A 25385-nucleotide genomic window follows, 5' to 3' on the forward strand; every position below is an offset into this window, starting at 1 on the left:
ATGGCTCAGTCCTGAAAGATTTGTGCAGTGGCGCGCGCCTGATAGGCAACTTCATCGAGATCGTCGCCGCCCGCCGTCACGTGGCCCACCTTGCGGCCGGGCCTCGATGCCTTGCCGTAGTTGTGCACCTTTACAAGCGGATGCTCCGCGAGAGCGCTCCCATAACGATCACCCAGCGAGCCTGACGCGGGTCCACCAAAGATGTTCACCATCACCGTCCACGGGTCCCGGGCGCCGGTCGCTCCGAGCGGCAAGTCAAGCACAGCGCGGAGGTGCTGCTCGAACTGGCTCGTGGTCGAACCCTCGATCGACCAGTGACCACTATTGTGCGGGCGCATCGCCAGCTCGTTGATGAGGAGGCGCTCATCCGTGGTCTGGAACAGCTCGACGGCGAGCACCCCGGTGACGCCGATGCCCTCGGCCACGGCAACGGCGATGTCGGTGGCGACGTCGGCGAGACGCCCCATGGACTGGGGGGCCGGCGCGATGACCTCGGCGCAGACGCCGTCTTTCTGCACGGTCTCCACGACCGGCCAGACGGCGATCTCGCCGCTCGGGCGGCGGGCGACCACCTGGGCGAGCTCGCGGCTGAAGTGCACGAGCTCTTCGACCAGCAGGGCACCGCCGTTGCCGTCTTCGGCGAGCGCCTGAAACCAGTCGTCAACGTCGTGTTCGTGACTGACCACGCGCACGCCCTTGCCGTCGTAGCCGCCGCGGGCGGTCTTCACGACGGCGCGGCCGCCGTGGTCCTTCAAAAAGTCGGCGAGGCCGGCCACGTCAGTGATGCGAGCCCAGTCCGGCACGGGCAGGCCCAGTTCGGCGAGTTTCTCGCGCATGAGCAGCTTGTCCTGCGCGTAGAGCAGGGCGTCGGGGCCGGGGTGCACCCTGACGCCCTCGCGCACGAGCTCGCGCAGAATCTCCTGCGGCACGTGTTCGTGATCGAAGGTGATCACGTCGACGGTCTTGGCGAAGGCGAGCACGGTGGCCAGGTCGCGGTAGTCGCCCACGCGGACCGCGGCGAGTTCGGCGGACATGCCATCGGCTTCAGCGAGAACCTTGAGCTCGATGCCGAGGTTCACGGCCGCGGGGATCATCATGCGGGCCAGCTGGCCTGCGCCAATCACACCGACGGTTAAAGCCATTTGTTCACCATTTTCTATACAAGCGTTCAGCTAAACGAACGGGAATACCCAGCCAGGCAATTTCAACACGCCGTAGACTGCGAGACTTCAATGCTTTCCTAGTGCCACTTTACCGAACGTCGGACGGACGCATGTCGATCACCCTGAAGCAGCGCCTGCTCAGCTTTCTGAGTCAGGGCCTCAAGTTCGGCGCCGTCGGTGCACTGGGCTTCGTGGTGGACTTCACGGTGTTCAACCTGCTGCGCACCACCGTGCTGGATTCCGCCGACGTACACGCCGGCCCCATCTACGCCAAGGTCATCTCGACCGTGCTCGCCATTCTGGTGAACTGGCTAGGCAACCGCTACTGGACCTTCAGCAAAAACCGGCAGGACCACACGGCTCGCGAGGGCCTGGAGTTTCTCGCGGTGAGCCTCGTGGGCATGGGCATCGGCATCGGCTGCCTCTGGTTCAGCCACTACGTGCTCGGCTACACCAGCGTTCTCGCCGACAACATCTCGGGCAACGTCGTTGGCCTCATTCTCGGCGCGGTGTTTCGTTTCGCGCTGTACCGCTACTGGGTGTTCGCGCCGAGTCGGAGCGGGGCGCCGGCATCCGTTGGTATCGCCGTGGTCAGTACCCGCACCGGGGCTATTCGGCTAGCGGCGACCCCAGAACGCTGACTCTTCGGAGAGCGCCGACTGCTCCTGCCGGCGGGAACCCATGACCGTGCTGGCCTGCTCCATGAGGTCGTGCAGCGTGCTCTGCACGAGGTCGACGTTGGGCAAGTCTTTCAACACAAGCGGATGCTCCAGCCCCGAATTTATGAGCACCGTGCCCGAGTGGAACCCGGCCTGCAGCCAGTTCTGCCGCACACTCACGTCGTAGCCGCGGCTGTGCAGCAGCTCTTGCCGGATGCGCACGAAGAACCCGTGGCGAAAGATGATGCGGCGGGTGGTGATCGTGTAGCGCTTGGTGAGCCAGGCGGCGAGCGGCAGCAGCCAGCCGAGTAGCGCCAGCAGGATGGCACCGGCGAGCAGGGCGGCGTTCTGCCACGGCTCGGGCAGGTTGCCAAAGAAGTAGCCGGTGCCGCCGGCCAGGGCGAACAAGAGCAGGGTGGGCCAGGCCAGCACCCGGGCGTGCGGGCGCAGGCGGGCAACGACCTTCTCGGGCCGGCTCTCGCGGGCGTAGCCGGAGGGTTCGGTCTCGTTGGGCTCTGTCTTCTTGGCTTTCATTACTTCTATTAATACCTCAGGTGGGTGACATCGCCGGCGGCGACAGACCGTTCTTCGCCATCGACCTGGTTGACGACGCGCAGCCTTCCCTCGGCGTCGATGCCGGTGGCGGTGCCGACCAGGTCGGTGCCGCCGGGCAGTTCCACCCGTACTGCGCTGCCGAGTGTGCCACACAGTTCTTCGACTTGCTGATGCAGTCCGCTGTGTTGGGCGTCGCCGTTGGCCTTCAGGAAGGCCCGGTACAGCGTGGCGAGCTCGTGCAGGTAGGCGGCGAGTACCGCGTCGGGGTCGGGCGCGGTGCGGGTGACCAGCAGCAGCGAGGTGGAGGTGAGGGTGGGCAGGTCGTGCTCGTCGAGCGTGAGGTTGAGGCCGGCGCCGATGATGATGCCTGTGCCGTCGGGCAGCAGTTCGCAGAGGATTCCGCACACCTTGTAGCCGTCGATGAGCACGTCATTGGGCCATTTCAGGGTCACGTCGTGGCGGGGATCCTCGGCCTCTTTGACGCCTTCGACGGGCTTCATGCTTTTTTCCACCACGTTTTTGACGGCACGGGTCATGGCGGCGCCGGCCAGGAGCGGGAACCAGCCGAGGGTCGCCGGCGGTAACTGGGGTCGGATCAGCACCGAGATGGCCAGGGCTTTGCCGGTCGGGGCCAGCCAGACGCGACCGAGCCGGCCACGCCCCTGAGTCTGGTTGTCGGTGACGAGGGCCGAGAAATCGGGCCAGGCGGCGGCATCCGTTGTGGCGAGTTCTTTGAGCACATCGTTGGTGGAGGCGGCCTCGGACCGGTACTCGAACCAGGTGACCTCGGTGCGGCTGAGCGAAAACTCCATGGCTACTCTCTCCTTCAAACGTAACTGCGGTAATTCTGCCGAATCTGACCCCAAATGTGTTATTCCTTGCCATTTCGGCCAGGATCTCCGCAGTTATGAACGGGGAGGGCGGTAGAGGTCGCGGATTGAGCCACGATGCGGGCTGAAATGCTTGGCCAGAGGGGGAAACGACCAGGGTTGCGCCGCAAAGTTGCGGAATATCGTCAACGGAAAGCGCCCGGGGGGTGCCGGTAGAGTAAAACGGTGACTGATAAGACGCCCGCTGCGGCACCGGACCTGTATACGACGGCGGGAAAACTCGCCGACCTCAAGCTGCGCTATCACGAAGCCGTGACCGCCAGCGGGGCGACCGCCACCTCGAAGCAGCACGCCAAGGGCAAGATGACCGCCCGCGAGCGCGTCGACCTGCTGCTCGACCAGGGGTCCTTCGTGGAACTCGACGAGTTCGTGCGGCACCGCACCGTGGCCTTCGGCATGGAGAAGAAGCGGCCGTACGGCGACGCCGTCGTCACCGGAACCGGCACCATCCACGGCCGCCAGGTGGCCGTGTACTCCCAGGACTTCACCATCTTCGGCGGCTCGCTCGGCGAGGTCGCCGGCGAGAAGATCATCAAGGTGATGGACCTCGCCCTGAAGACCGGGGTACCGATCATCGGCATTCTCGACTCCGGCGGAGCGCGCATCCAGGAGGGCGTCGTCGCCCTCGGCAAGTACGGCGAGATCTTTCGTCGCAACACGGCGGCATCCGGTGTCATTCCGCAGATCTCGATCATCTGCGGCCCGGCCGCCGGTGGCGCGGTCTACTCCCCCGCGCTGACCGACTTCGTGATCATGGTCGACAAGACCAGCCAGATGTTCGTCACCGGCCCCGACGTGATCAAGACCGTCACCGGCGAAGACGTGGGTATGGAAGAGCTCGGCGGCGCCCTCACCCACAACAAGATTTCCGGCGTCTCGCACTACCTCGCCAGCGACGAGCCCGACGCGCTCGACTTCGCCCGCGCCCTGCTCAGCTACCTGCCCGACAACAACCTGGCCGAGCTGCCCGTGTTCGACAGCGAGGTGGAGCTCGAAACAACGGATGCCGATCGTCGCCTCAACACGATCATCCCCGATTCGCCCAACCAGCCCTACGACGTGAAAACGGTCATCGAGCACATCGTCGACAACGGCGACTTTCTCGAGACGCAGCCGCTGTACGCTCCGAACATCGTCGTGGGGTTTGCCCGGGTCGAGGGCCGCTCGATCGGCATCGTGGCCAACCAGCCCAACGCCATGGCCGGCACGCTGAACATCGAGGCCGGCGAGAAGGCCTCCCGCTTTGTGCGGTTCTGCGACGCATTCTCCATTCCGATTCTCACCCTCGTGGACGTGCCCGGCTTTCTGCCCGGTACCGACCAGGAATGGACCGGCATCATCCGTCGCGGGGCGAAACTGCTCTACGCCTACGCGGAGGCCACCGTGCCGCTGGTCACCGTCATCCTGCGCAAGGCCTACGGCGGCGCGTACATCGTGATGGGTTCCAAGCAGCTTGGAGCCGACACCAACCTGGCCTGGCCGACCGCGGAGATCGCCGTCATGGGCGGCCAGGGAGCCGTGAACATTCTCTATCGCGCCGAGATCAAGGCGGCCGAGCAGGCCGGCGAAGACGTCGCCGCTGTGCGCACCCGCCTGGCCAACGAGTACACCTACAACGTAGCGAGCCCGTTTCTCGCTGCGGAGCGCGGGGAGCTCGACGGCATCATTGAGCCGGCCGCAACCCGGGTATCGGTCATCAAGGCGCTGCGCGCGCTACGCACCAAGCGGGCCACCCTGCCTGCCAAGAAGCACGGGAATATTCCGCTCTAATGCCATCTTCGAAGCCTTCAGAGTTCGACCCGTCAGAGCTGGTTTTCGTGACCACGCGTGTGAGTGATGTCGAGGTGTCGGCGGTGAGCGCCGTCATCCGTGGTCTGTTGCAGGAAGAGTCCGACGAGCGTCGGGCCGCGCCGGAACTGGGCCAGAGCGCCTGGCAGCAGAACCAGCGTGCCATTCGCAAGCCCGTGTACCCCGGCGCCGGTCGCTGGCGCGGCTTCACCGGCTGACTCCCCCGCCTCTCGCCCGTGTCTACTGTGGACGGGGCCCAGGCCCCGTCCACAGGCCCAGGTTATAAACTGGGCCCCGGGACGGGGCCTGGGCCCCGTCCCCAAAATGCGGGGGCGCAACTGCCGGTCGGTCTGTCCTCCTAAATGCCGACTGTGCGGGCAGCGGGGATAGTACAGACTGAAGGTGCTCGGTGACGCTCCTGGAGTTTCACCACCAATCATTCGCTGACTAGGGTAAGCGAGCGAATGTGTTGGGGGCGAGAACGGATGCCATTCGGGTTGGCGTCCTTTCTCGAATAGTCGTTAGGGGATCAGCTTCGGCTGATCCCCTTTCGCGTTCCCACCAGCGGATGGTCCGTCACGCCGCCTACTTCGCCGCCCGTCAAGCACCCCGGCACGCGGCCAGCCACGCCCCCGTCAGACCACGGCAGTCGCTGCCCGCCGAGGGATCTCCATCCACAGGTCGACTTCTTCTTCGCCGGATGAGTCCGGTCCGAGGGCGCTCACGGCCGGGTCGGGGCTGTTCAGGCCCACCACGGTCACCGCGATGGTCGCGCTGTCGGCCGACGTGCGGGCGATGATCTTATCCGCGTTCGTGCGGCCGATGGCCGTCGCGAGGGCGTTGAGCACGATCTCGAGCTCAGATCCGCTGAGGTCGTCGATCCCGCCTTCATCGAGCAGGGTGACGCTCGCACCCCGTCGCCGGGCGGCCATGACCTGCTCGCGCACGGCGTGGTTCAGCAGACGCCGCCCGCGGATTTCGTCTCGAATTGCCGCTTCGAGCAGCCGGCACTCCTGGCGGTCGGCCTCGCTCAGATCGCCGTCGCTCTCGCTGATGCGGCGCAGCATGGGCATGGCCAGGCGCATGGTCTGGGTCAGCCGAACCTGGCGCTCGTAGAGGTGAGCCTCCTGGGCGGCATGCCATCCGCTCGCCTCACGCTCGGCCCGCGCATACTGGCGCGCATCCCGGCTGGCCTTCACGAGGGCTCGAGAGAGCAGCCCGGCAGCGACCACCCAGACCACGCTGCCAATGACGCCCATGTGCCCCAGCTCGCCGACGCCGGCCCAGATGACGCTGTGCACGACGAGCGCGCCGACCCCCAGCAGGGCCAGCTGCGGGCGCTTGCGGGTGGCGGTGATCGTCATCAAGGTGCCCACCGCGGCCACGTACCAGGTGGCGTACCCCAGCCTGCCGGAGGACCCGTCGAGCTGGCTGCCCACGATCAGCGGAATCGCCACCGAGACACCCACATTGAACAGGGCCAGCGGCAGCGACATGCGCATCGGCTTGGAGGGCCAGAGGCTCGCAACCGTCGCCACGAGATACAGGCCCATGGCAGCGAAAATCGGTGCTGCCGAATGCGGTGTGTCGAGCGAATATACGCCGAGCAGCACGTGATAGCCAGAGAAGAAGGCCGCCACGATGAGGGCCAGGGCACGGGAGACAACGACGACGCCGGTCATCATTGGCCGCCCGCGTCGCGCCCGGACAGCGCGCCCTTCGCCTCGGCTGGCTGGTCGGCGATCGGCTCGCCCGCCTCACCGGGCCGTGGCCAGGTGATGGTGATGGTCGTGCCCTGGCCCAGGCTCGTGCGCAGCACTGCCACGCCGCCGGCGGTGGCCACCCGGTCATGGATCGACACCCGCAAGCCCAGGCGGCCGCTGGCGACGGTGGACACGTCGAAACCGCGGCCGGTGTCGCTGATGTCGATCGTGCATCCGCTCTGGTCGTTACCGCCCACCGTGACGCTGCGCGATTGTGCGGGACCCGCGTGCTGCACGCTGTTGACCATGGCCTGCACACTGGCCGAGTAGAGGGCCTCGGCGACATGCTCCGGAATGCTGAGGCCATCCACGCAGAGCTCGGTCACGGTGAACACGCCCGTCGCGGTCGCGGCGAAGCGGATGCGCGCGACCAACTTGCTGACGGCGACGGACGCATCGTCAAGATTGCGCTCGCCGTTGGCTTCCTGCAAGCGGATGATGGCGCTGCGAGCCATGGCGGCGGCCAGTTCCGCGCCCCTGGCATTGCGCACGCCCGCCGCAGAGAGCAGGGTCGCGAGCACACTGTCGTGCACGATGGAATCAACCTCGACACGTTCCACCTCGGTGGCGTGATGACGCACCGCCACGGAGTACTTTGCGAGCGCATTGGACTGGGCGGAATCGACCTTGGCCGTGGCCTCGCGCAGCACATAGATGATGATGAGCACGGTGCCGCCGAGCAACATTGCATAGAACGTGTCGAGCACGGCGAGCACGGTCTCGGCCTCGCCGCCGGACGGCAGCACCCGCACGAGTCCGAAGGCGACCGGGGTGATCACGGTGTAGGCGACGGCCCAGAACAACGGCAGGGCGATGGCGGCACAGGAGGTGGCGACAGTGCACATGAACCACAGCCACGGTTTGCTCGCGAGCACGAGGGTGGGATCAATCATGACCAGCGGCCAGACCAGGAGCGCGACCAGGTAGATGCCGCTCACCACGGCAGCGGAGCTGCGAATGCCACGTCGCAGGAGAGTCGCGAAGACGAACACCAGGATCGACAGGCCGAGCAGCCCGGCGAGAGGGATGGCCGCCTCGGTTTTTCGGCTGGACAGTTGCTCGAGCATAAGTGGTACGGACTGCAGGGCAAAGATCACCGCGACGGCGGCCACCGATCGCGACAGCACGATTTCGATCTGGGCGTGGCTGATCGGGTTGCGCGGCTGCCGGGCGTGGCCAAACAGGCTGCCGTCGGTCTCGAGTGCGTCGTCACCGACGGCCGTGAATGGCTGCGTTGCCGTGGAGACCAGGGTGCCCTGGCGGTTGCGGTCGCCCTGGCGGGCGGCCCGTTTAGACACCGCGGTCAGCTTCGGTGGCGTCGAGCCCGGGCAGGATTCCATCTTCGACGGCGCGGCGCAGCAGGTCGACCTTGGTCGGCGCGGGGCGACCGACCTCGACGTACTTTACGCGAATGCGATCGAGGTATTCGCGGGCGGTGGAGTGCGCGATCCCCAACTGCATGGCGACCATCTTGAGCGGCAGGCCCGAAGCGTAGAGGTGCAGCACGTCGCGTTCGCGGCGGCCGAGCTGCGCCTTGGCGAAGTCCCGGTCGGCGTCGATGGCGGTGGCCCACTCGAGGTTGTTGAGCACGTCGCCGCGGGCAACGGATGCGACGGCCGCCATGACCGTGGTGGTCGGCGACGACTTGGGGATGACCCCGGCCGCGCCGGCAGCGAGGGCTTCCCGCACCGAGGCGACCCGGTCGGCGATGCTGTGCACGAGTACGGCGGAGCCGGTGGTTTGCACGAGGTGCACGTTGTCGGTGACGAGCGACCCGTCACCGAGCGAAAGATCGAGCACGATCACGTCGCACTTGCGGCCGGCCAGGCCGGCGACGAGCGCCTGCGCGGTTGCTGCCGCGAACAAAACTTCGTAGCCGGCGTTCTCGCAGGCGGCTTGTAAGCCCAGTCGTACCGACTCGTGGTCGTCGACAATACCGACGCGAACGGGCGCGTCGGTGGGGGTGGTTGGTGCGGGATCTGCTGCTGTGTTGCTCACGGTAGGGCTGCCTTCGGGTTGTTTGGGTACAACGATAGCTATTTGCAGAGCAGCGCGACGGCTTCGACGTGGTGGGTGTTGGGGAACAGGTCGAAGGCGCGCAGGGACTTCAGCTGGTAACCCTGCTTCGCAAACAGGGCCACGTCACGGGCCAGAGCCACCGGGTCGCAGGCCACGTAGACGATTTGTTGCGGTGCAATGGCGACGAGCTGGTCAACGACGGCCTTGCCCGCTCCGGAGCGTGGCGGGTCGAGCACCACCGTGGCGGCGGCGAGACGGGCGCGTTCGGCGGCATCCGCTTCGCGCAAGAGGCGCTGCAGAAAGCGGTCGACGCGGTCGGCCTCGGCGGTGGCACCGGCCCATTCCTTGAGGTTGCGGGCGGCGAACGCGACAGCTTCGGGGTCGCTTTCGACCGAGGTGATGCGGGTCGTCGGGCCGAATTTATCGCCGACGGCCGCGGCGAGCAGTCCGACACCACCATAGAGGTCGAGGTTGGAGGCGCGCGGGTCGAACGACGACGGATCGATGATGTTCTGCACCGCGTGGAACAGCGTGTCGGCGGCCATGGAGTGTACCTGCCAGAATCCGGAGCGGTCCAGCTCGAATTCGCGGTCGGCGACGATCTCGTGAATGAGACCGTGCGGCACCCGCTTGGGCTTGCCGTTGCTGTCTTTGGCCGAGACCAGCACCTGCACGTCGCCCTTGCTTGGCGCGACCAGGTCCACTTGAGCTGCGTTGTGAAACAGGGTGTCGAGCGGGGCGCGCAGTTCGAGCTCGTGTTCGGCGAGCGGCAGGTCGTCGACCGGAATCACCCGGTGGCTGCGGACGGCGTACGGGCCGATGGTTCCGTCGGCGGCCACGTGCAGGCTGACCCGGGTGCGCCATCCGGTGCCGTCCATCGCGTCGCCGGGGCTGGCCTTGACGCTGACCGCGACCGGCTCGACCACGACGTCGGTGGCGAGCCCAGCCATGCGCTTCAGGGCGTCGGCGAGTACCTGGCGCTTGAGTTCGCGCTGGAAGCCGAGTTCGATGTGGCCGAACTCGGCGCCGCCGGCCCGATTTTCGGGGGCGCGGTCAATGGATGCCGCACTCCAGATATGCGGCTGCCGTTCGGGGGCGGCGTCGATGACGGCGACGGTTTCGGCCCGCCAGAAACTCTTGTGGTTGGCCTCGGTGAGACGGGCCCGCACCCGTTCGCCGGGCAGGGTGTCGCTGACGAAGATGACGCGGCCCTCGTGGCGGGCGATGAAGATTCCGCCGTGGGCGACGTTGGTGATGTTCAGTTCAAGCTCGTCGCCGACACTGGCAGACAATGTCGGCTCGGAGGCCTGGGGCTGGTGACTCGTGTTGCTCATCTAACGATGATCCCACACCGTTTGCCGGGCTGCGGGTTGCCGCCTGCTTGAATGGATGCTTACGCCCCGTTTGAAAAGGATCACCATGCGCCTCTATCTGGCTTCCACCTCTCCGGCTCGCCTGGCCCTGCTGCGCGCGGCCGGCATCGAACCGGTGCTGATCAACCCCGAGGTGGACGAGGCTCGGCTCGTCGCCGAGACTGAAGCCGCTGTGGGCTCGGCGCTCGAGCCGCGAGTACTCGTGGAGCTGCTGGCGCGCGCGAAAGCGGAGGCAGCGGCATCCGCTCGGCTGGACGAACCGCTGACCGGCCTGCTGCTCGGCGGCGACTCGGTCTTCGTGCTCGACGGCGTCATCTACGGCAAGCCACACACAGCGGATGCTGCCCGCGAGCGGTGGGAGCGCCAGCGCGGTCGCACCGGCACGCTGTATTCCGGGCACTGGCTGATCGAGGTCGCTGATGGCCGGCCCGGGCGGGCGATCGGCGCGGTCGCGGTGGCCGAGGTGACCTTCGCCGACGACCTCGACGACGCCGAGCTCGACGCCTATATTGCCACCGGGGAGCCATTGTTCGTGGCGGGGGCCTTCACGATCGACAGTCTCGGTGCTCCCTTTATTACGAGTATCGTCGGGGATCCGTCGACCGTGGTGGGGCTGTCGCTACCGACGCTGCGGCGGCTGGTGCGCGCCCTCGGACACGAGTGGCCGACCCTGTGGAATCGCCCCGGAGCACTCTAGTTGTAGGCATCCGCAAGAATCTGCCGGGTCTTTTTGTGGGACAGAACCAAAAGGGATGCGGCGGCGGGCAATAGGCTAAGTGATTGTGTCACTCATAACGAAGGTCCTCATCGCCAACCGAGGCGAGATCGCCGTTCGGGTCATCCGTGCCGCGAAAGACAGTGGAATTCTCTCTGTCGCCGTCTACGCCGACCAGGATCGCGACGCTCTGCACGCCCGTCTAGCCGACGAGGCGTACGGTCTCGACGGCACCACCGGCGCCGAAACTTACCTGGTCATCGACAAGATTCTGTCGATCGCCCGCCGGAGCGGCGCTGACGCCGTGCACCCCGGCTACGGCTTTCTGGCCGAGAACGCCGACTTCGCCCGCGCCGTGATCGGCGCTGGCCTCATTTGGATCGGGCCGTCGCCCGAGGCCATCGAGCAGCTCGGCGACAAGGTCTCGGCCCGCAAGATCGCCGAAAAGGTCAATGCACCGATGGCGCCCGGCACCCTGAACCCGTGCAGCGATGCCGCCGAGGTGCTCGCCTTCGTCGACGTGCACGGCCTGCCCGTCGCGATCAAGGCCGCCTTCGGTGGCGGCGGCCGCGGCCTCAAGGTGGCCCGCACCCGCGACGAGGTTGCCGAAATGTTCGACTCCGCCACTCGGGAGGCCATTACAGCCTTCGGTCGCGGCGAATGCTTCGTCGAGAAGTATCTCGACTCCCCCCGCCACGTCGAAACCCAGTGCCTCGCCGACATGCACGGCAACGTCGTCGTCGTGTCGACCCGCGACTGCTCGTTGCAGCGCCGGCACCAGAAGCTCGTCGAAGAGGCGCCGGCACCGTTTCTCACCGAAGCGCAAACGGCCGAGATGTACCGCGCGTCCAAGGCAATTCTGAAAGAGGTCGGCTACCTCGGCGCCGGAACCTGCGAGTTTCTGATCGGCCAGGACGGCACCGTCTCGTTCCTCGAAGTTAACACCCGCCTGCAGGTCGAGCACACCGTCTCCGAAGAGGTCACCGGCATCGACCTGGTACGTGAGCAGTTCCGCCTCGCAGAGGGCGGCGAACTGACCTACGGCGACCCGGTCGCATCCGCTCACTCCTTTGAATTTCGCATCAACGGAGAGGATGCCGGCCGCGGCTTTCTGCCCGCCCCCGGCCCGGTACACGTCTTCAAGCCCGCCGGCGGGCCCGGCGTGCGTGTCGACACCGGCGTGCAGTCGGGCGATGTGATTAGCGGATCGTTCGACTCGCTCATCGCCAAGCTCGTCGTCACCGGCGCAACCCGTGAACAAGCGCTCGAGCGTTCGCGCCGTGCCCTCGACGAGTTCGAGGTGGCCGGCCTGCCCACCGTGCTGCCCTTTCACCGCAAGGTCGTGCGCGACCCGGCCTTCGCGCCGACCGATGGCAAGCCTTTCACGGTCTTCACCCGCTGGATTGAGACCGAGTTCGAGAACGACATCGAACCGTGGAGCGGCAGCATGGAAGACGCCTCGGGCGAGCAGAAGCGCCACAGTATCGTCGTGGAGGTGGAGGGACGCCGCATCGAGGTGACGTTGCCCACCCGTCTGCTTCCCGGCGGCGCGAGCGCTCGTTCGGTGGGACCAGCACCGAAGCGTCGCGGCGGCCTGCACTCCGTCGACACCGCCACCGGAGACGCCATCAAGGCGCCGATGCAGGCGACCATCGTGAAGCTCCTCGTCGCCGAGGGCGACCTGGTCGTCAAGGGCGACCTGCTGCTCGTGCTCGAAGCCATGAAGATGGAGCAGCCCCTCGTCGCGCACCGCGACGGCACCGTGGGCAACGTCGCCGCCGTCGTCGGCGAGACGGTCTCTTCCGGCTCGGTGCTGCTGACGGTCTCCGACGCCGCCTAGCCTTCAGCCCTCGCGCCTCGTTTTCGAGCAGGCGCGGGGATTGAGGAACTAGAGGACTACGTGCATCGCTCGCGCAGCATCCGTTATGGAGCCGGTCAGGGAGGGGTAGACCGGGAAGGTTCGCGCAACCTCGTCGACGGTGAGGCGGTGCTCGACGGCGAGGGCGAGCGGGAAGATGAGCTCGCTGGCCTTGGGGGCAACGATGACGCCGCCGATGACCGTGCCGCTGCCGGTGCGGGCGAACAGCTTGACGAAGCCGTCCTTGATTCCCATCATTTTGGCGCGCGGGTTTTGCGACAGGGGCAACTTGTAGATCTCGCCCTGGGCGAGTCCGTCTTCAATCTGCTTCTGGGTGTAGCCGACGGTCGCGATCTCGGGCTGCGTGAAGATGTTCGCGGCCACGTTGCGAATCTCGATCGGGTTGACGGTGTCCCCCATGGCGTGGAAGACGGCGGTGCGGCCCATCATCGACGCAACGGATGCCAGCGGAATCTCGGTCGTGCAGTCCCCGGCCGCGTAGATGTTCGGAATCGAGGTTCGGGCGACGCGGTTGACCTGGATGTGACCGGAGTCGGTGATCTGCACGCCGGCCTGCTCCAGCCCGATGTTGGCGGTGTTCGGAATGGAGCCGACGGCGATGAGGCAGTGGCTGCCCTCGACCGTGCGTCCGTCTTCGAGGGTGGCGATGACGCCGGTCTTGGTGCGTTCCACCGAGGAGGCCCGCGACTTGGACAGCACCGTCATGCCATTGCGCTTGAAGACGTTTTCGATGACGTTGGCGGCGTCGGCGTCTTCACCGGGCAGAACCTGGTCGCGGCTGGAGATGAGGGTGACCTTGGCGCCGAGGGCACGATAGGCGGAGGCGAACTCGGCGCCGGTGACGCCCGATCCGACCACGATCAGGTGCTCGGGGATTGCCTTGAGGTTGTAGAGCTGGGTCCAGGTGAGGATGCGCTCCCCGTCGGGAAGTGCGGAGGACAGCACGCGGGGGCTCGCCCCGACCGAGACCACGAGGGTGTCGGCGTCGATGCGGTCGAAGTCGGTGGCGGTCGAGTCGCCGGAGGTGGCGACGATGATTCCGGTGGTGCCGTCGAGGCGTCCGTGGCCCTGTACATAGCGCACGCCGGCGCGAATGAGCGTGGCCTTCATATCTTCGGACTGCTGGCGGGCGAGGGCGAGCAGGCGCTTGTTGACGGCGGCCAGGTTGATGGCCACTTCCGGGCGCAGGGGCTTGCCCGTTTCTCCGCGCACGAAGAACTGCACGCCGAGGTCGGTGGCCTCGCCGATCGAGTTCGAGGCCTCGGCCGTGGCGATGAGGGATTTGGAGGGGACGACATCCGTTATCACGGCGGAACCGCCGACACCGACGCTTTCAATGAGGGTGACGTCAGCACCCTGTTGTGCTCCGGCGATGGCCGCTTCGTATCCGCCGGGCCCACCGCCTAGTACTGCGATGCGCTGCTTGCGTTCGAACTCATAGGCCATGTACTCCATTCTCTCAAGGCGCCGAGCCCCCACAAAACCGCTTCGCCGCCCGCGGAGCCCGGTTTGTCCCTCGAAAAGGGCGAAAACACGCCGAATGACCGTTTCGACGGCCGTTCGGCGCGCCGATGAGCAGAATTCGCGCAGAATCTCCGTGCTCAAGGTGGGGGTTCTAGAGTAGTGAAATGTTCACGAACGAGATCAACCCGTTAGACCTGCCCGAAACAGATCCGTTTGAGGCAGCACGTTCGGCCGCTGCGGAGATCGCCGGCATCACGAGAGTGCCCCGGCACGACATCGCTCTCACCCTCGGCAGCGGCTGGGCCAAGGCCGCCGACCTGATCGGCGAGACCACGCACACCGTGGCCGCCGCAGATATCACCGGGTTCAGCGCTCCAGCGCTGGTCGGCCACGCCGGCACGCTGCGCTCAATCCTGCTTCCCGGAGGCAAGCGCGCCCTCGTGATCGGCGCCCGCACGCACTACTACGAGGGCCACGGCGTGCGCCGGGTTGTGCACAGTGTGCGCACGGCGGCGGCGACCGGTGCGACAACGATGATTTTGACCAACGGGGCCGGCGGCATCCGTGAATCGTGGAAGCCCGGAACCCCGATACTGATCAGCGACCACATCAACCTGACTGCCGATTCCCCGATCGAGGGCGCGAACTTCGTCGACCTGACCGACCTGTACTCGAAGCGACTGCGCGATCTCGCGCGCGGCATCGACCCAACCCTCGACGAGGGCGTGTACTGCCAGTTTCGCGGGCCGCACTACGAGACGCCCGCCGAGGTACAGATGGCCAAGGCCATCGGTAGCCACATCGTGGGCATGTCGACCGCGCTCGAGGCCATCGCGGCCCGGCAGGCCGGCATGGAGGTTCTCGGGCTCTCGCTCATCACCAACCTCGCCGCCGGCATTCAGAAGACCCCGCTCAGTCACGGCGAAGTGATCGAGGCCGGCGCGCTGGCCGAACCCGTGATCAGCGCGCTCCTCGCCCGGATCGTGGCCAAGCTGTGACCGGCAGCGAGCGTGGCGATTCCGAGAACGACGCCCCGACGGTTTCGCGCAGCGGCGGTCGCCATTCCGGCCCGCCAGCGGATGCCGCGGCCGACGTGACCCCTTCGGCCCCGCCGGTCACTGCGCCGGTCGTTGCGCCGGTCACCGCGCCGGTCGTTGCGCCGGTCACCGCGCCCGCAACGCCGCCAGCCACCTCGGAGCCAGCCACCTCGGATGCCGCGCCGCACGTCACCGACCCCGACGCGGCCGACGAAGTGCACACCCCGACCCGCGCCCTGCCGATCGTGCAGGACAGCGACGATGCCGGCTCCGAGCCCACCGTCGCCATGCAGACCATCGTGCACGACAGCGACGATGCCGGCTCAGAACAGACCGTTGCCATCCAGACGATGAGCCCTGATGGCACGGCAAACGACGATGTCGACGACCTCGCAACGGCTCCGGTCGCGCACGAGGCGCCGGAGACTCCGAGCGACCGCACAGCGGCGCTGCTGCAGGCGGCCAGGTCCTGGCTGAATCAGGATCCCGATCCGGAGACGCAGGCGCAGCTGCGCGCTCTCATCAATGCCGTCGACGACGGCGACACGGTGGCCCTGTCGAACCTACACTCGCGCTTTGACACCCGCCTTGCCTTTGGCACGGCCGGGCTGCGCGGCGAAATTTCCGCCGGACCGAACCGCATGAACCGCGTGCTCGTCTCGCAGGCCGCGGCCGGCCTCGCCACCTACCTGCGCCGGCACGCAGCGCCCGGCGTGACGCCATCGGTGGTCATCGGCTACGACGGACGCAAGAACTCGCACGTCTTCGCGACCGACACGGCGGCGCTGATGGCGGGCGCGGGGGTGCGCGCCATCCTCTTGCCGCGTCTGCTGCCGACGCCCGTTCTCGCGTTCGCGGTGCGGCACTTCGACGCGAGCTGCGGTGTGATGGTGACCGCGTCGCACAACCCGCCCAATGACAATGGCTACAAGGTGTATCTGGGCGGCGCGAACAACGGCGCGCAGATCGTCTCCCCCGACGACAAGGCGATCTCGGACGAGATTCTGCGCGTCGCCGCCGACGAGCACGTCTTGAAGCTTCCGCGCGGGACGTATGAGACCGCCGAGGAAGACGTCGTGCTCGCCTACATCGCGGCGACAGCCGGCATCGCGCACACGCCGCGCGCGCAGGTGAACGCGGTGTACACCGCAATGCACGGGGTCGGCTGGGATACCACCCGCCGCGTGCTCGTCAAGGCCGGCTTCGACCTGCCGACCCTGGTCGACGCGCAGATCGCCCCGGACGCCGCCTTTCCGACCGTCGCGTTTCCGAACCCGGAAGAGCCCGGCGCCATGGATCTCGCCTACGAGACCGCCCGCGAGGTGAGCGCCGAGCTGATCATCGCCAACGATCCGGATGCGGACCGCCTCGCCGTGGCCATCCCCGATCTGTCCAGCGCGAGCGGCTACCGCCGGCTGAGCGGCAACGAGGTTGGCGCAATTCTCGGCTGGCGGGCCGCTGCGCTGGCTGGTTCTGACCCTGACGCTGTTATCACTGAGGAGGCCGGCGCACTCGCGTGTTCCATCGTGTCGTCTCCCGCCCTGCATGCGGTAGCGGATGCCTACGGCCTGCGTTTCGTAGAAACCCTCACCGGATTCAAGTGGGTATCGCGGGTGCCTAACCTGATTTACGGCTTCGAAGAGGCGCTCGGCTATCTGGTCAACCCGGAGACCGTGCGCGACAAGGACGGCATCTCGGCCGCGGTCGCGCTGCTCTCGCTGGTGAGCGACCTCAAGTCGGAGGGGACCACTCTCGCCGGCTACCTGGACCTGTTCAGCGAGAAGTTCGGACACTTCGCGTCGGGTCAGATCTCAGTGCGGGTGTCCGAACTGTCCACGATCGCGCTCGTGATGACGCGTCTGCGGGAGTCCCCGCCGACCCACGTCGGGCGCATTCGGGTCGACGAGATCGACGACTTTCGCTGGGGGTTGGGCGACCTTCCCCCGAGTGACGTGTTGCGCATCCGTTTGACGGACGGGTCGCGCGTCATGGTGCGCCCGAGCGGAACCGAGCCGAAACTTAAGGTGTACATCGACACCCGCAGCACGGTCGGTACGTTGGTCGAGCGGCGCGCTGCGGCGCAGGCGGCGCTCGATGAGCTCGATCGGGGCATGCGAGCGCTGATCGCGTAGGTGGTGCGGCTGGGCGCGCGGGCGCTGCTCAGTGCTCGGGCTTTCACGGACGGGGCCCAGGCCCCGTCCACGGGCCCAGGTTATAAACTGGGCCCAGGGCTCGGGCCTGGGCCCCGTCCGCGGCGCGGTGGTTCGGGGGCGGCTAGCCGAGCAGGGAGACCGCCCGGGCGATCACGAGGGCGAGCAGCACGAAGCCGCCGAACGATTCAAGCGCCATGAGCGACTTGGCGCGCAGCGAGAGCGGCATCGTGTCGGTCGGGCTAAACGCCATGGAGTTGGACAGCGAGAAGTACACGTAGTCGAAGTATGACGCGACCCAGCCGATGCGCCGCGAGGAGCGGGCCGCGACCTCGTCGATGGCGTCGTGGTCCTCGTCCTGCGGAAAGCGAAAGTCGGCCGGGGGAAAGTCCGCACGGTCGGCATGCCGCCGGGAGACCGGGCCGCCGCGGTCGAGTTCCCAGTAGACCAGGGCGAACGCAATCACGTTGGTCACCCACACCTGCAGCGCCGCGAGCAGCAGGGTCGGGCCGTCACTCTTGCCGCTCGAGGTGAGCTGGATAACGAGCTGCACGAGCGCGACCTCGTTGGCGACGACCAGCAGAAAGGCCTGGCCAGTGGCGATATATTTCGACCAGCGGGTCTCCCGGTGCAGCCGATGCGGGTTCAGGGCGATGAGCGGGATCAGCAGGGCGATACCGATGGCGACGACCGTGTAGCGCAGGCCGGGGAGGAACGTGCTGGGCAGCGTCGCGTAGAGCGCGAGCGCAATCAGCAACCCGAGTACGGCCGGCCAGCGATGTTCGGCCCTGGCACCCCGCTTCACATTGTCGCTCATGCCGCTGAGCATAGGCCCGTCGTGCGGTCATTGGGCGTGCCCACGCGCCGTGCGGGGTTTCGGACTAGGAGGAGTGCGGGGTTTCGGAGTCGCGCGGCGCGGCCGGTCAGCGGCGCGAGGGCGGCATCGGCGCGCCGGGCCCACCTTATAGCCCGGGGCCCAGTTTAGAAACTGGCACCGTGGACGGGGCCTGGGCCCCGTCCACGGTGCAGCGGATGCCACGCCTCCGCCGGCGCGCAGCCAGCGGCGGGCTACCGGGCGAGGTGCGGCACGACGACAGCGCGGCCGGTGAGTTCTCCGGCTTCGAGCTTGCGGTACGCCTCGAGGGCGTCTTCCATGGCGAAGAGTTCGACATCGGGCGTGATCTGCCCGGCCTTGTACATGGCCACGACCTCGTAGAGGTCCTCGATGGTTCCCCAATAGGTGTTCGTCAAGGTGGACTCGTAGGGCGTGGTGAAGAATGACCACTCGTACTTTCCCCCCGCGATCCCCACGACGGTGAGGCGCGACTTGGTCGCCATGACGGAGGTGGCGAGGGCGATGGTCGGAGCGATTCCCACGAAATCGAAGGCGGCGTCGACGCCGCGTCCACCGGTGATTTCGCGAATCTTCGCGGCCTGGTCCGGGCCGCTGGCCACGGTGATGGCGCCGTGCGCTTCTGCGCGAGTCATGGCATCCGCTTTGGAATCGGTCGCGATCACGGTGGCACCGGTGAGCGCCGTGAGGATCTGGACGGCAACCTGGCCGAGGCCGCCCAGCCCGACAACGAGGGCGAACTTGCCGCCGCCAGCGAGGTTGGGCAGGGAATTCTTGATCGCGTGATACGGCGTGAGGCCCGCGTCCGACAACGGCGCGGCCGCAATTGGATCGGCATCGCCGAGCGGCACCAGATTGCGTGCCGGAACCACGATGTATTCGGCCATGCCGCCATCGCGGCCGAGGCCCGATGCCAGGTACGGCATCGTGGCAGCGTTGGAGCAGTAGGTGTCTTCGCCCCGGGAACAGGCCACGCAGTGTCCGCAGCCGATCGGGCCATAGACCAGGAAGGCGTCGCCGAGGGTGATGCCCTCGACTCCCTCCCCGAGCTCTTCGGCCCAGCCGGAGTTTTCGTGGCCCAGCACATAACTGGGCGCGAGCTGTGGGGGCGCTGTGGCTGCCTCGAAATCCTTGTACACGGCAACATCGGAGTGACACGCGCCCGCACCGGCCACCTTCAGCAGCACTTCACCCGGACCGGGTGTGGGCTTCTCGATGTCCTTCAAAGTCGGGAAAGTCTTCCAAGCCTCAAATACGACGGCGCGCATTTTCTCTTCTTTCTAATACTTCAAGCAATTAGGTCAGTACATGTATACGCATATGACCGTACTCCTCGTGCCTGGCCGTACTGGTCGCGAAACGATGCCACAGCGTCGTGAGCGGATGCCGCGGCGCGGATTGGGCTGCGGCATTCGCTTCCGTTGGTTTGAGGGAGCGGTAGCGTCAGTTTTGCCGAGCTGTGAGTTTCGTTCGCCGACCCTTGAGTTTCAGGCCATTTTTGCTTAAATCGGGCTGAAACTCACGGCTCGGCGAGCGGATGCCACCGCGCGGCGTGCTCGCGCTGGCGGGTATCCATTTTGCGGCGCTCGCGGAGTGAGCGACGGCGTGCGGGTGCCGGGCCCACCTTCGGGGACCGGGCCCGGAAAGTTCCAAGCGGGGAATCGGCACGCCGGGCCCACCTTATAGCCCGGGGCCCAGCTTATAAACTGGGCCCGTGGACGGGGCCTGGGCCCCGTCCACAATGCGGGCACCATCGGGGATGCGTAAACCGTCCACAATGCGGGCACCGAACGCTACCCGCGTGCGCACAAAGCGGGGGCTAGGAGCCCAGGGCGACCTCAAGCTTGGCGACGAGTTCGTCGACGTCGAAGTAGTTGTTGATGACGATGACGTCGGCGTTGGTCTTGCCGATCGCGTTGACGAGTTCCGACGAAGTCAGGATGACCTGCGCGTCGGCGGCGGCGGCGCGCACACCGGCGACATCCGTGGCCTGCACACTAGCGTCGATGTCGAGGCGTTCGAGAGCGCGCTCGGCATTGACCTTGAGGATGGCCGAAGTGCCCAGGCCGATTCCGCACATCACGACGATCTTCATGATCGACCGAACACGCTCTGCACGAACTCGGCGGTGGTCGCGCCGGCCAGCGCCGAAATCACCTTCGGGTCGTTGAACACGTTGGCGAGTTCGGCGACGAACTGCAGGTGGTCGTCGGCGCCGGTCACGGCCAGACCGACGATCACGCTGACCGGGTCGTTGTGCGGGTGCCCGAAGGCGACCGGCTCGGCGAGGGTGACGACGCAGAGTCCGTCGGTGAGAACATCCGCTCCCGGACGGGCATGCGCGAGCGCCAGGCCCGGCGCGATCACGATATACGCGCCGAATTCGCGAATCACCGCGATCATGCGCTCGGTATAAGCGGATGTCGCGGCGCCGGAACGCACGAGGGCGTCACCGGCCGCCGTGATGGCGGCCGGCCAGTCGTCAGCGTGCGCGCCGATGGTGATGGCGTTTAGCGGGAGGTGCGGGAGAGGCATGATTTCTTTCGGGTAAACGGGTGGTGCGGGTGAGCCGGGTCGTGGAGGTGCCGGCTCGGGCGGCCGGTCTCAGGCGTCGCCGAAGCCAGCTTCGATGGCTTCGACGAGCTCTTCGCGGTCTTCCAGCGGCAGGAAGGCGGCGTGGGCCGCGTTAAGCTGGAAGGTCTCGAGGTCGCCGAGGTCGTAACCGAAGGCATCCGAGAGCAGGGCGAGCTCCTGAGTGAGGGTCGTGTCGCTCATCAGACGGTTGTCGGTGTTGACGGTGACCTTGAAGCCGAGCTGGTAGAGCAGGTCGAACGGGTGGTCGAACAGTTCCTCGCCCCAGGCGGCGACCGCTCCGGTCTGCAGGTTCGAGGAGGGGCTCAGTTCGAGCGTGATCTCGCGGTCGCGCACCCACTGGGCCACCGGGCCGAGGGTGACGAAGGTGTTGTCGTCGTCCTGACGTTCAATCGTGACGTCTTCGGCCAGGCGCACGCCGTGGCCGAGGCGGAGGGCGCGGCCGTCGAACAGGGCGCCGCGGATGCTGTCGAGTCCGTCGGCCTCGCCGGCGTGCACGGTGACCGGCATGAATTCGCGGGCCAGCAGGTCGAAGGCTGCCCGGTGGTTTCCGGCCGGGAAGCCGGCTTCGGCACCGGCAATGTCGAACCCGACGACGCCGTCGAACCGGTAGCGCACGGCGAGTTCGGCGATCTCGAGGCCGCGGTTCGCGTGGCGCATGGCGGTGATGAGCTGGCCGATGCGGATGCTGCGGCCGGACTGCTCGACGTTCTCGATGCCTGCTTCGATACCGTCCTGCACGGCTTCGACGACCTCGTTGAGGGTGAGTCCGCGGGCCAGGTGCTGCTCGGGAGCCCAGCGGATCTCGCCGTAGATGACTCCGTCGTCGGCGAGGTCCTCAACGAATTCGCGGGCGACGCGGCTGAGGCCCTCGCGGGTCTGCATCACGGCCGTCGTGACGTCGAAGGTCTTCAGGTATTCCACGAGCGAGCCGGCGTTGGACTGGTCGGAGAACCATTCGCCCAGGGCGTCAGCATCCGTTGTGGGAAGCACGAATCCGATGGAGTCGGCCAGCTCGATGATGGACTGCGGGCGCAGGCCGCCGTCGAGGTGGTCGTGCAGGGAGACCTTGGGCAGGGTGTTGATGCTCGTGCCGCCGCCGGGCATGAGGAATTCCTCGATCAAAGTCATACGAACAAGCTCCTCGGTACGGGGGCGGATGTGAACTACAACCGCGCGCCCAGCTTATCGGAGGCGCTCTGGACGGACCATCAGAAATGCGGCGAGCGGATGCCGCGCCTCCCGTCGCTTTGGTCGCCCGTCCTCGCTGCGTCTTGCAGACTGCATGGGGCTCGGAAAGCGCACGACCACGTACCCTGAGCTGTGCCCTCCAAAATCATCCTCGACTGCGACCCCGGCCACGACGATGCGATCGCGTTGCTGCTCGCGCACGGCAATCCGAACATCGACCTCGTCGCCGTGACCACCGTGATGGGCAACCAGACCCTCGCCAAGGTCACCCGCAACGCTCTCTCGGTCGCCCGCGTAGCCGGCATCACCGGCGTGCCATTTGCCGCCGGATGCCCGCGCCCACTGGTTCGGCAGATTGAGACGGCGCCGTCGATTCACGGCGAGTCCGGCCTCGACGGCCCGGTGCTGCCCGAACCCACGCTCGAGCTCGACGGCCGGCACGCCGTCGACCTCATCATCGACACGATCATGGCGCACGAGCCGGGTGAGATCACCCTCGTGCCGACCGGCGCGCTGACCAACATCGCCCTCGCCGCCCGCAAGGAGCCGCGCATCGTCGAGCGGGTCAAACAGGTCGTGCTGATGGGCGGCGGTTACCACGTGGGCAACTGGTCGGCCACGGCCGAGTTCAACATCGTCATCGATCCCGAAGCCGCCCACATCGTCTTCAACGAGAAGTGGCCGTTGACCATGATCGGGCTCGATCTGACCCACCAGGCTCTCGCCACCCCCGATATCGTCGCCCGCATCGCGGCCGTCGGCACGGCGCCGGCCCGGTTCGTCGGCGATCTGCTGGCCTTCTTCGCCGAGACCTACAAGGATGCCCAGGGTTTCGACTTTCCACCAGTGCACGACCCGTGCGCGGTCGCCTACGTGATCGATCCGAGTGTGATCACCGTGCGGAAGGCTCCGCTCGACGTGGAACTGGCCGGAACCCTCACCCTCGGCATGACCGTGGCGGACTTTCGCGCGCCGGCCCCATCGGATTGCACCACCCAGGTTGCCGTCGACCTGGACCACGAGAAGTTTTGGGCGCTCATCGTCGACGCCCTCGAACGCATCGGCGACCCGCCGCAGGGCTGAGCGCTCCGGCCTGCAGGGCGCCGGCAAGACGGACGGGGCCCGGGCCCGGGCCTTGGGCCCAGTTTGTAAACTGGGCCCGGGGACGGGGCCTGGGCCCCGTCCCCGAGAGTGAGGGGTCAGGCGAGCAGCGGGGCAAGCTCAGCGAGGGTGCGAGCAGGTGGGTCAGGCGGGACGTGGCACGGTGAGGTGGCGCCACGCTGCGCGGGAGGTGCGCTGATTCGCGGGGGCTGCGCCAATGCGCGGGAGTTGGGGCATTGTCTTGGAGCGAAATCGCAGCCGCGGAGCAGCCGCGGAGCAGCCGCAGAGCAGTCGCAGACCGGCCAGTGCGCACCCGTGAATGTGCCCGGCACACCGGCAGCCGCGTGACTTCCCCCGCCCGAACGGGTTCAATAGAGCACCACGACAACGGGAGCCTCATGACGAAGACCAGCACCAAGACCCTCCCCGATATCCAGGTTCCCGACCTGCGCGGCAAGCTCGCCGTCGTCACCGGCGCCAACAGCGGACTCGGGTTCGGACTCACCGGCCGCCTCGCCCGGGCGGGCGCCGAGGTCATCCTCGCCGTGCGCAACGAGGAGAAGGGCAGTGAGGCCATCAAACGGATAAAGGAGGAGAACCCCGACGCGACCCTCAGCATCCGTCACCTCGACCTCGCGTCGCTGTCAAGCGTCGCCGGATTCGGCGAGGAACTCACTAAGGAGGGACGCCCGATCGACATCCTGCTCAACAACGCAGGCCTCATGATGCCGCCCGTGCGCGACGAGACCGAAGACGGGTTCGAGCTGCAGTTCGGCACCAACCACCTTGGCCATGTTGCGCTCACCGCCCACCTGCTTCCGCTGTTGCGCGCCGCCGGAACCAGCCGGGTCGTGAGCCTCTCAAGCCTGATCGCCCGCACCGGCCGCCTCGATTTCAACGACCTGCAGAGCCTGCGCTACCGCCCGCACCGCGCCTACGCTCTCTCCAAACTGGCGACGCTCATGTTCGCGCGCGAACTCAACCGGCGCAGCATTATCGGCGGCTGGGGCGTGCGCAGCGTCGCCGCGCACCCCGGCGCGACCGTCACGAACCTGCAGATCACCGGGCCCACGCACAACGGCGCGTCGGCGAAGGTCTTCCTCGCCGTGAACGAAGCCAGCCACCGCATCGGCTGGATGTGGCAGCAGATCGACCAGGGCATCCTGCCCGCACTCTACGCGGCGACGAGCCCGGCCGCGGCCGGCGGCGGCTACTACGGCCCCGGCGGATTCGGCGAACTCACCGGCAGCCCCGCGCCGGCCAAGCTGCCCCCGCGCTCCCTCGATGAAGCGGATGCCCGCCGCCTCTGGTCGCTCTCCGAGGAGCTCACCGGGGTCACCTTCCCGGCCGTCTAGCCGTCGATCACCTTCACCAGCACCCGGGCAAGGCGCTTCCGAATGATGTGGTCGTTGGCCTCCACGCGGTGCATGGTGACGTGGCGCATCCGCTCGATCACGGTCATGCTGCCCTGCGCGATGAACGCGTCGAGCGCCCCATAGATCACATCGACCGGCACAGTGAGGCTCGCGATGTCGCTCACCACGGTCTGCGATTCGATGCAGTGCTCCATCGATTTGATGAACGGCGTCCAGGTTTTCTCGGTCAGCTCGAAGATGCCCTTGGGCAGCAGGCGCGACATGATCGCGGCGTTGGCGAGTGTGAACTCCTTGTTGGCGCGCAGAAAATCGTAGGCACGCAGGTAGGCGCTCACCCGGGCCCGCACCCGCGGATCCCCGATATCACTCGGCGACAGATACACCGGCGGTCCCACCAGCAGCAAGCGGGAGACCGGTCCGCGGGCGGTCAGCCGGCGCCACGCTGCCCAGAACCGACCGTGCCGTTCCATGGCCGCATACCGGGTACTGATCAGGCTGCCAAGCGAATGCCCGACCAGAACGAATGGTTCCTTCAGCTTCAGCGAGCGGATGGTCGCGGCCAAGGCCCCGACATGATCCTCCAGCCGGTACTCACACCCGTCTGGCGCGGGCGACTGGCCGAAGCCCAGAATGTCGACGGCGATCACCCGGTGATTCGGCGTCAGCATCGGGATCACCTCGTAGAAGGTGACCGACGACGACGCGATGCCGTGCACGAGAATGACGACCGGGCCGCTGCCGGCATCCGTTGCGACGTGCAAGAGCGGCGGGCGGGGCCGACGCGCTCTGCGCATCCGCTCCGCCCACCAGGTCATAT

The 25385-nt window shown here is 67.0% G+C and carries 23 protein-coding genes; 9 read left to right on the forward strand and 14 right to left on the reverse strand.

Going from position 1 to position 25385, the window contains the following annotated elements; all coding sequences use genetic code 11:
* Window positions 1-5 precede the first annotated feature (5 nt).
* The gene (locus CXY77_RS14710; protein WP_092341614.1) at window positions 6-1142 is read right to left on the reverse strand and encodes a 5-(carboxyamino)imidazole ribonucleotide synthase; all 1137 of its coding nucleotides are present in this window, start codon (window positions 1140-1142) and stop codon (window positions 6-8) included.
* Between the two features lie 131 nt (window positions 1143-1273).
* Here CXY77_RS14710 and CXY77_RS14715 point away from each other — a divergent pair, with 131 nt between their 5' ends.
* On the forward strand, window positions 1274-1804 hold the full coding sequence (locus CXY77_RS14715) for a GtrA family protein (protein WP_092341613.1): 531 nt from the start codon (window positions 1274-1276) through the stop codon (window positions 1802-1804).
* Here CXY77_RS14715 and CXY77_RS14720 read toward each other — a convergent pair.
* Together CXY77_RS14720 and CXY77_RS14725 are read right to left on the reverse strand one after the other, a co-directional pair.
* On the reverse strand, window positions 1781-2356 hold the full coding sequence (locus CXY77_RS14720) for a PH domain-containing protein (protein WP_092341612.1): 576 nt from the start codon (window positions 2354-2356) through the stop codon (window positions 1781-1783). The two genes, CXY77_RS14715 and CXY77_RS14720, sit on opposite strands and share 24 nt — an antisense overlap.
* Before the next feature lie 8 nt (window positions 2357-2364).
* Entirely contained in the window at window positions 2365-3189 is an 825-nt protein-coding gene (locus CXY77_RS14725; protein ID WP_104130372.1) for a biotin--[acetyl-CoA-carboxylase] ligase, read from the reverse strand.
* Between the two features lie 243 nt (window positions 3190-3432).
* On the opposite strand from CXY77_RS14725, the gene CXY77_RS14730 reads away from it, so the two are divergent.
* Window positions 3433-5037 (forward strand): acyl-CoA carboxylase subunit beta, encoded by a 1605-nt coding sequence (locus CXY77_RS14730; protein WP_092341610.1) that lies wholly within the window; start codon window positions 3433-3435, stop codon window positions 5035-5037.
* Between the two features lie 47 nt (window positions 5038-5084).
* On the forward strand, window positions 5085-5273 hold the full coding sequence (locus CXY77_RS14735; RefSeq protein ID WP_158253279.1) for an acyl-CoA carboxylase epsilon subunit: 189 nt from the start codon (window positions 5085-5087) through the stop codon (window positions 5271-5273).
* Window positions 5274-5690: 417 nt separating this feature from the next.
* On the opposite strand, the gene CXY77_RS14740 is transcribed toward CXY77_RS14735, so the two are convergent.
* From CXY77_RS14740 to CXY77_RS14755, 4 genes are read right to left on the reverse strand one after another with little or no spacing between them, the layout of a single operon-like run.
* The gene (locus CXY77_RS14740) at window positions 5691-6740 is read right to left on the reverse strand and encodes a hypothetical protein (RefSeq protein WP_233197437.1); all 1050 of its coding nucleotides are present in this window, start codon (window positions 6738-6740) and stop codon (window positions 5691-5693) included.
* The gene (locus CXY77_RS14745) at window positions 6737-8116 is read right to left on the reverse strand and encodes a sensor histidine kinase (protein WP_104130373.1); all 1380 of its coding nucleotides are present in this window, start codon (window positions 8114-8116) and stop codon (window positions 6737-6739) included. The genes CXY77_RS14740 and CXY77_RS14745 overlap by 4 nt, the downstream gene beginning before the upstream one ends.
* Window positions 8109-8816: a response regulator transcription factor gene (locus tag CXY77_RS14750; protein WP_104130374.1), complete on the reverse strand. Its 708-nt coding sequence runs from the start codon at window positions 8814-8816 to the stop codon at window positions 8109-8111. Before CXY77_RS14750 ends, CXY77_RS14745 begins: the two co-directional genes overlap by 8 nt.
* Window positions 8817-8854: 38 nt before the next feature.
* A complete protein-coding gene (locus tag CXY77_RS14755; RefSeq protein ID WP_104130375.1) occupies window positions 8855-10171 on the reverse strand; it encodes a class I SAM-dependent RNA methyltransferase in 1317 nt (438 codons plus the stop codon).
* Window positions 10172-10256: 85 nt separating this feature from the next.
* Between CXY77_RS14755 and CXY77_RS14760 the strand changes: the two genes are divergently transcribed.
* Both CXY77_RS14760 and CXY77_RS14765 read left to right on the forward strand, forming a co-directional pair.
* Window positions 10257-10907, forward strand: coding sequence for a nucleoside triphosphate pyrophosphatase (locus CXY77_RS14760; protein WP_174774993.1), 651 nt, complete (start codon window positions 10257-10259; stop codon window positions 10905-10907).
* 85 nt (window positions 10908-10992) lie between these two features.
* Window positions 10993-12765 (forward strand): biotin carboxylase N-terminal domain-containing protein, encoded by a 1773-nt coding sequence (locus tag CXY77_RS14765; RefSeq protein ID WP_104130516.1) that lies wholly within the window; start codon window positions 10993-10995, stop codon window positions 12763-12765.
* Window positions 12766-12813: 48 nt separating this feature from the next.
* Here the strand turns inward: CXY77_RS14765 and CXY77_RS14770 are convergent, their stop codons facing one another.
* Window positions 12814-14250: an NAD(P)H-quinone dehydrogenase gene (locus CXY77_RS14770; protein WP_092341605.1), complete on the reverse strand. Its 1437-nt coding sequence runs from the start codon at window positions 14248-14250 to the stop codon at window positions 12814-12816.
* Window positions 14251-14432: 182 nt separating this feature from the next.
* Between CXY77_RS14770 and CXY77_RS14775 the strand changes: the two genes are divergently transcribed.
* Both CXY77_RS14775 and CXY77_RS14785 read left to right on the forward strand, forming a co-directional pair.
* On the forward strand, window positions 14433-15266 hold the full coding sequence (locus CXY77_RS14775; protein ID WP_104130376.1) for a purine-nucleoside phosphorylase: 834 nt from the start codon (window positions 14433-14435) through the stop codon (window positions 15264-15266).
* Window positions 15267-15655: 389 nt separating this feature from the next.
* On the forward strand, window positions 15656-17437 hold the full coding sequence (locus CXY77_RS14785; protein WP_104130517.1) for a phospho-sugar mutase: 1782 nt from the start codon (window positions 15656-15658) through the stop codon (window positions 17435-17437).
* 142 nt (window positions 17438-17579) lie between these two features.
* On the opposite strand, the gene CXY77_RS14790 is transcribed toward CXY77_RS14785, so the two are convergent.
* The 5 genes from CXY77_RS14790 to CXY77_RS14810 all read right to left on the reverse strand — a co-directional run bounded on the left by CXY77_RS14790 (window position 17580) and on the right by CXY77_RS14810 (window position 22031).
* Complete coding sequence (locus CXY77_RS14790) at window positions 17580-18272, reverse strand: DUF1345 domain-containing protein (RefSeq protein ID WP_104130518.1); 693 nt, start codon at window positions 18270-18272, stop codon at window positions 17580-17582.
* A 251-nt stretch (window positions 18273-18523) separates the two neighbouring features.
* On the reverse strand, window positions 18524-19576 hold the full coding sequence (locus CXY77_RS14795) for an NAD(P)-dependent alcohol dehydrogenase (protein ID WP_104130378.1): 1053 nt from the start codon (window positions 19574-19576) through the stop codon (window positions 18524-18526).
* A 551-nt stretch (window positions 19577-20127) separates the two neighbouring features.
* Window positions 20128-20403 carry a PTS sugar transporter subunit IIB gene (locus CXY77_RS14800; RefSeq protein ID WP_092341602.1) on the reverse strand — a complete coding sequence of 92 codons (276 nt, stop codon included), beginning with the start codon at window positions 20401-20403 and terminating at the stop codon, window positions 20128-20130.
* Window positions 20400-20843 carry a PTS sugar transporter subunit IIA gene (locus CXY77_RS14805; RefSeq protein ID WP_092341601.1) on the reverse strand — a complete coding sequence of 148 codons (444 nt, stop codon included), beginning with the start codon at window positions 20841-20843 and terminating at the stop codon, window positions 20400-20402. Before CXY77_RS14805 ends, CXY77_RS14800 begins: the two co-directional genes overlap by 4 nt.
* A 69-nt stretch (window positions 20844-20912) precedes the next feature.
* Entirely contained in the window at window positions 20913-22031 is a 1119-nt protein-coding gene (locus CXY77_RS14810) for an adenosine deaminase (RefSeq protein ID WP_092341600.1), read from the reverse strand.
* 192 nt (window positions 22032-22223) lie between these two features.
* Between CXY77_RS14810 and CXY77_RS14815 the strand changes: the two genes are divergently transcribed.
* Both CXY77_RS14815 and CXY77_RS14820 read left to right on the forward strand, forming a co-directional pair.
* A complete protein-coding gene (locus tag CXY77_RS14815; protein WP_104130379.1) occupies window positions 22224-23174 on the forward strand; it encodes a nucleoside hydrolase in 951 nt (316 codons plus the stop codon).
* Between the two features lie 416 nt (window positions 23175-23590).
* Entirely contained in the window at window positions 23591-24547 is a 957-nt protein-coding gene (locus tag CXY77_RS14820; protein ID WP_104130380.1) for an SDR family oxidoreductase, read from the forward strand.
* Here the strand turns inward: CXY77_RS14820 and CXY77_RS14825 are convergent.
* Window positions 24544-25383 (reverse strand): alpha/beta fold hydrolase, encoded by an 840-nt coding sequence (locus CXY77_RS14825; RefSeq protein WP_092341597.1) that lies wholly within the window; start codon window positions 25381-25383, stop codon window positions 24544-24546. The genes CXY77_RS14820 and CXY77_RS14825 overlap by 4 nt on opposite strands.
* Between the last annotated feature and the right edge of the window lie 2 nt (window positions 25384-25385).

The sequence above is a fragment of the Cryobacterium sp. N21 genome (assembly GCF_002929575.1).
Taxonomy (GTDB): Bacteria; Actinomycetota; Actinomycetes; order Actinomycetales; family Microbacteriaceae; genus Cryobacterium; species Cryobacterium flavum.

What these genes read in the sequence shown, in the direction of transcription:
- CXY77_RS14710 (WP_092341614.1), bottom strand. Translation starts at nt 1,142, where the DNA reads ATGGCTTTAACCGTCGGTGTGATTGGCGCAGGCCAGCTGGCCCGCATG.
- CXY77_RS14715 (WP_092341613.1), top strand. Translation starts at nt 1,274, where the DNA reads ATGTCGATCACCCTGAAGCAGCGCCTGCTCAGCTTTCTGAGTCAGGGC.
- CXY77_RS14720 (WP_092341612.1), bottom strand. Translation starts at nt 2,356, where the DNA reads ATGAAAGCCAAGAAGACAGAGCCCAACGAGACCGAACCCTCCGGCTAC.
- CXY77_RS14725 (WP_104130372.1), bottom strand. Translation starts at nt 3,189, where the DNA reads ATGGAGTTTTCGCTCAGCCGCACCGAGGTCACCTGGTTCGAGTACCGG.
- CXY77_RS14740 (WP_233197437.1), bottom strand. Translation starts at nt 6,740, where the DNA reads ATGATGACCGGCGTCGTCGTTGTCTCCCGTGCCCTGGCCCTCATCGTG.
- CXY77_RS14755 (WP_104130375.1), bottom strand. Translation starts at nt 10,171, where the DNA reads ATGAGCAACACGAGTCACCAGCCCCAGGCCTCCGAGCCGACATTGTCT.
- CXY77_RS14760 (WP_174774993.1), top strand. Translation starts at nt 10,257, where the DNA reads ATGCGCCTCTATCTGGCTTCCACCTCTCCGGCTCGCCTGGCCCTGCTG.
- CXY77_RS14770 (WP_092341605.1), bottom strand. Translation starts at nt 14,250, where the DNA reads ATGGCCTATGAGTTCGAACGCAAGCAGCGCATCGCAGTACTAGGCGGT.
- CXY77_RS14775 (WP_104130376.1), top strand. Translation starts at nt 14,433, where the DNA reads ATGTTCACGAACGAGATCAACCCGTTAGACCTGCCCGAAACAGATCCG.
- CXY77_RS14785 (WP_104130517.1), top strand. Translation starts at nt 15,656, where the DNA reads ATGAGCCCTGATGGCACGGCAAACGACGATGTCGACGACCTCGCAACG.
- CXY77_RS14790 (WP_104130518.1), bottom strand. Translation starts at nt 18,272, where the DNA reads ATGAGCGACAATGTGAAGCGGGGTGCCAGGGCCGAACATCGCTGGCCG.
- CXY77_RS14795 (WP_104130378.1), bottom strand. Translation starts at nt 19,576, where the DNA reads ATGCGCGCCGTCGTATTTGAGGCTTGGAAGACTTTCCCGACTTTGAAG.
- CXY77_RS14800 (WP_092341602.1), bottom strand. Translation starts at nt 20,403, where the DNA reads ATGAAGATCGTCGTGATGTGCGGAATCGGCCTGGGCACTTCGGCCATC.
- CXY77_RS14805 (WP_092341601.1), bottom strand. Translation starts at nt 20,843, where the DNA reads ATGCCTCTCCCGCACCTCCCGCTAAACGCCATCACCATCGGCGCGCAC.
- CXY77_RS14810 (WP_092341600.1), bottom strand. Translation starts at nt 22,031, where the DNA reads ATGACTTTGATCGAGGAATTCCTCATGCCCGGCGGCGGCACGAGCATC.
- CXY77_RS14820 (WP_104130380.1), top strand. Translation starts at nt 23,591, where the DNA reads ATGACGAAGACCAGCACCAAGACCCTCCCCGATATCCAGGTTCCCGAC.
- CXY77_RS14825 (WP_092341597.1), bottom strand. Translation starts at nt 25,383, where the DNA reads ATGACCTGGTGGGCGGAGCGGATGCGCAGAGCGCGTCGGCCCCGCCCG.